Origin of the sequence: Clostridium sp. HMP27 (assembly GCF_000765165.1) — a bacterium.
In the GTDB taxonomy this organism is placed as follows: domain Bacteria; phylum Bacillota; class Clostridia; order Clostridiales; family Clostridiaceae; genus Clostridium_AK.
The window spans coordinates 1-4084 of sequence record NZ_JMFY01000057.1 but is presented as its reverse complement, the minus strand read 5'-3'; the positions used below and the strand labels follow the sequence as shown (position 1 = coordinate 4084).

General features: G+C 31.8%; 4 protein-coding genes and 1 rRNA gene. 4 read left to right on the top strand and 1 reads right to left on the bottom strand.

The genetic code is table 11. The features are described from left to right. Positions 1-245: 245 nt before the first annotated feature. Positions 246-1502: a YeeE/YedE family protein gene (locus DP68_RS17950; protein ID WP_035311814.1), complete on the top strand. Its 1257-nt coding sequence runs from the start codon at positions 246-248 to the stop codon at positions 1500-1502. Positions 1503-1664: 162 nt separating this feature from the next. Here the strand turns inward: DP68_RS17950 and DP68_RS17945 are convergent, their stop codons facing one another. Further along, on the bottom strand, positions 1665-2075 hold the full coding sequence (locus DP68_RS17945; protein ID WP_035311812.1) for a membrane protein: 411 nt from the start codon (positions 2073-2075) through the stop codon (positions 1665-1667). Between the two features lie 183 nt (positions 2076-2258). Between DP68_RS17945 and DP68_RS17940 the strand changes: the two genes are divergently transcribed. From DP68_RS17940 to DP68_RS17930, 3 genes are all read left to right on the top strand, one after another. After that, positions 2259-2984 (top strand): hypothetical protein, encoded by a 726-nt coding sequence (locus DP68_RS17940; protein ID WP_035311811.1) that lies wholly within the window; start codon positions 2259-2261, stop codon positions 2982-2984. An 85-nt stretch (positions 2985-3069) separates the two neighbouring features. Beyond that, entirely contained in the window at positions 3070-3474 is a 405-nt protein-coding gene (locus DP68_RS17935; RefSeq protein WP_035311810.1) for a hypothetical protein, read from the top strand. A gap of 370 nt (positions 3475-3844) precedes the next feature. Further along, positions 3845-4084, top strand: a 16S ribosomal RNA gene (locus DP68_RS17930); the annotation flags it as partial.

Here is a 4084-nt window from a genome sequence, read left to right as displayed (position 1 = left end):
AAGAGAAAAAATAGTTACAGACTACAACTTTTTATAATCAAAACTAAAAAATATAGATGGAGCTAAAGTTTGCGCTCCATCTATATTAAAGTGAACTATTACAAGAATACTCTATAAATTAGAAGTTTATGCCATTATAAAAATAATATTTATTAATATACGCTATTATAAGGAGGTTTATTATGCAAAATTTAAATACTAACTATGATGTAAAAACATCTCAAACGTCAAAACAATTAGTAAGTATAAACAAAGGTCAAGTATTTGCTGGATTTATAATTTTAATAGCAATGATTGCATTTGCTACAATTCAATCTTCAAGAAACCCTAAATTAGGATTGTTTTTAATTACAGGACTTTCAATTGGATATTTAATGCAAAGATCAAGATTTGGATTTGCGGGGGGTATCAGAAGACTATATGTAACTGGGGAGTCAAGCTTAACAAAAGCATTAATGTTTTTGCTTGCAATTTCACTTATAATTACAGCAGCAATACACTATGGAGCGTTTGCTGGTGGAGCAGAAGCAGCTTTTAGAGCAGCTAAGGGAGCAAAGATAATACCAGGAACTCAAAATGTTTACGCTGTTAATCTTGGACTAATATTAGGCGGAATACTATTTGGTATTGGTATGATGCTTGGAGGAGGATGTGCTTCAGGAACACTTACAGACGTAGGTGAGGGTGAAGGGAGAGCACTAATTGTATTATTCTTCTTTGTAACAGGCTCATTATGGGGAGCTCATGATATGGATTGGTGGAAAAACACTATATTCTTTACAGCAGGTAAAAAAGTTTATCTTCCAGATACATTTGGATATATGGGAGCAATTATAATTTCATTATTAGGATTTTTAGCGATTTATGTTTTTGCTAAGTGGTATGAAAACAAAAGAAAAAGAGAAAATACTTTTATTCCAATAGAGTATGCTGAGTGGGAAAAGGAATTACCAGAACAAACAGAATATAAGTTCTTTAGTGTAGAAACATATCACAAATTCTTTGTGAAAAGATGGTCTTTCTATACTGGAGCAGTACTTTTAACTGTTATGTTTGAAGTAGTATTACTTACATCAGGTAAGAGCTGGGGAGTAACTTCCACATTTGTAGAATGGGGAGCTTGGATGTATCAAGCAGTAGGATTAGTTGATGTTTCAAGCTGGGGATACTTTGCGGATAAGATGAAAACTATTAATGCAGGATTTATGAATGATCCAGCTTCTATGAGAAACCTAGGAATAATAGTAGGTGCATTAATAGCACCGTTGCTTGCTGGGCACTTCTCCTTTAAAAGAGCTTTTAATTTTAGAGATGTAGCATTTTATGCAGTTGGTGGACTATTAATGGGATACGGTGCTAGACTTTCAGCAGGATGTAATATAGGTGCATTATATTCAGCAATAGCTAATATGTCTTTATCAGGATGGGTATTCTTGCCTGCACTAACTATTGGAGGAGTACTTGGGATTAAAATAGTTAGAAGGCTTAATATAGCAACATAATAAAGAGGATTAATATAGAATTAGAATAAAAAGGCAAGGTACGCTAACTTATAAGTTAGCGTACCTTGCTTTTTTACGGTTTACAGTAAAGTTACTAGGAGAGCTAAACTTGTTCATAAACAAGCTTAATGAAAATAAATTCAACGTTATAACTTATTTAAGTTATATTAAGCTGTGCTGAATTCTTATTAAAGTATCGTGTATTCTTTCAAAAAACATTCCAGCCACAAACCAAGCAGGAGCATAGCTTAATGTGATTAAGCCGCATATTGATAGAGGTTGAGTGGTATAATTCCAAGGACAAACACCTAAAACCTTTCGTAATATCATTCCAGTTGAAAATTCTACTATAAATATTAGTACTGTATAAATCCCTCCTCTAATATAAAAAGGAAGGTGCCTTACCTTGTCATGAATGGGTTCTAAAAACAATGCTAGACCGTATATTGGAAACATCCATATATATGTGAAGCCTGTAAGTTTTATATCTCCACGAAAAAGAGAGCCAAGTCCAGTCCAAAGAACCTCTATACAAAAACCTAACAAACCATAAAATACAAATCTTTTTCCCATAAAAGTATTTTCTGTAATCATACGAAAAATATACAAGAAGTCTATTTTTTATTCTATAAACATAAATTATAACAATAGATGGTATTGCGTCATAAAAATAGGAACAAGTTTTACGAAATAGTAATAGTATGAATATTGTGATAAAATAACAACGTATAACATTAATAGATGGGATGGGTGTAAATGTATAAGGAAGCTTGGGAAAAGTACAGGGAAGGTTTTAGGATTTTATTACCCTTTATTTTGGTAAAGCTACTATTTCAAATTTCTAGTTTTAAGTTTACTAGTAGTAGTGTAACTTTGGATAAATACGATATGATAACAGGAGGAGAAACACTGCTAAGAAATATTTCAGGCGCAAATGGTAAGGCTGTAGTGATAAGTAATTTATTTTTAATTATAATTTCCATTCTTGCAGTGCCTTTAGTCTATTCGTTTTTATACTTAGTTATAAAAATAATAGTAAGAGATGAAGAAGTAAATTACAAAGAAGCTTTTATTGATAGTCTTCATTTTTATCTAAGATACTTGACATTGACTATTATAATCGGTGCACTAATTATAGGAATATCACTTTTATCAATTTTTACTATAATGATTCCTTTCTTCATAATAGCAGTTATGATTCTTCTTGTATATGTAGTAGTAACAGTAATTCCTTGCGAAGCTTACTTAATATATCATGATGTAAGTGCAGAAGAGGCATTTAGTGAAGGTAGGAAGATAGGGAAGAAATATTTTTGGAAGTTAGCGATAATTGGTGTGATAACGAGTTTAATAGCAAGTGTTCTAAAGATAATACCTGATACTAATATCATAGTATATGCAGCTAAAAGTTTTATAACTATATTTATAGGGTTCTATATGCATATATTTGCTATGATTCTTTGCAAGCAAGAAGAAGGTTAAATATTAGGTGGTAATTGACCTATGTGATGCAAGTATAATACTGCAAGGTAAGGTTGCTACAAAAATATAGTTGGAGATGTAAGGGATGTTTAATAAATTAAAAAATAAAATGATTGTATTGATTAGCGAATTAATAATATTATTTTTAGTAGGATGCTCTGGTGGCAGTTATAAATCAACAAACTCTATTGAAAATAATACTAAGAATAGTATGGAAATGTCATATTCAAGCTTTGATGGACATAAGTTCAATTCTATTAAACTTAAAGAAGGAGATGAACTAAATTTAAATATTGAAATAGTTACAAAAGAAGGAGATTTAAAAATAACTTTAGTTGACAAAAATGATAATGAATTATTTAAAATTGAAAATCCTAAGGAGTCAATTAGGAAAACAATTAAAATAGAAAAAGATTCTACCTATAAATTAAAAGTTGAAGGAAAACATAAAGGTAGTTATAAAATTACTTGGAATGTAAAACATTCATAATTAAAGGAAATTGCATTGCAATTTCCTTTAAACTTTATCGGGTGTATCACTATGCGAGATATTAAGTATATGGTCGAGCAATAAAGGATGATGTGTCTTAGCTCGGGTTAATGCCATTAAATAGTAATAGTATATGGGTCAAGCCATGATAAGATAATATTCGTCGTTAAGATAAATGGCATGCAACACAGTGGTTAACAATACTTTGAAAAACATTTTGAAAGATTGTTGACAAATATAAATAGAAATGCTATTATATAGAAGTTGCTTAAGGCGACAAGGTCTTTGAAAATTGAACAGAGAATAGAAACCAGTCAATTACTTAACAGTTAATGTTAAGAAACGCGATGAGCGAAACAGATTAAACTTTTAAATTGAGAGTTTGATCCTGGCTCAGGACGAACGCTGGCGGCGTGCCTAACACATGCAAGTCGAGCGATGAAACCCTTCGGGGTGGATTAGCGGCGGACGGGTGAGTAACACGTGGGTAACCTGCCTCAAAGAGGGGGATAGCCTCCCGAAAGGGAGATTAATACCGCATAACATTATTTTTTCGCATGAAGAGATAATCAAAAGAGTAATCCGCTTTGAGATGGACCCGCGGCGCCTT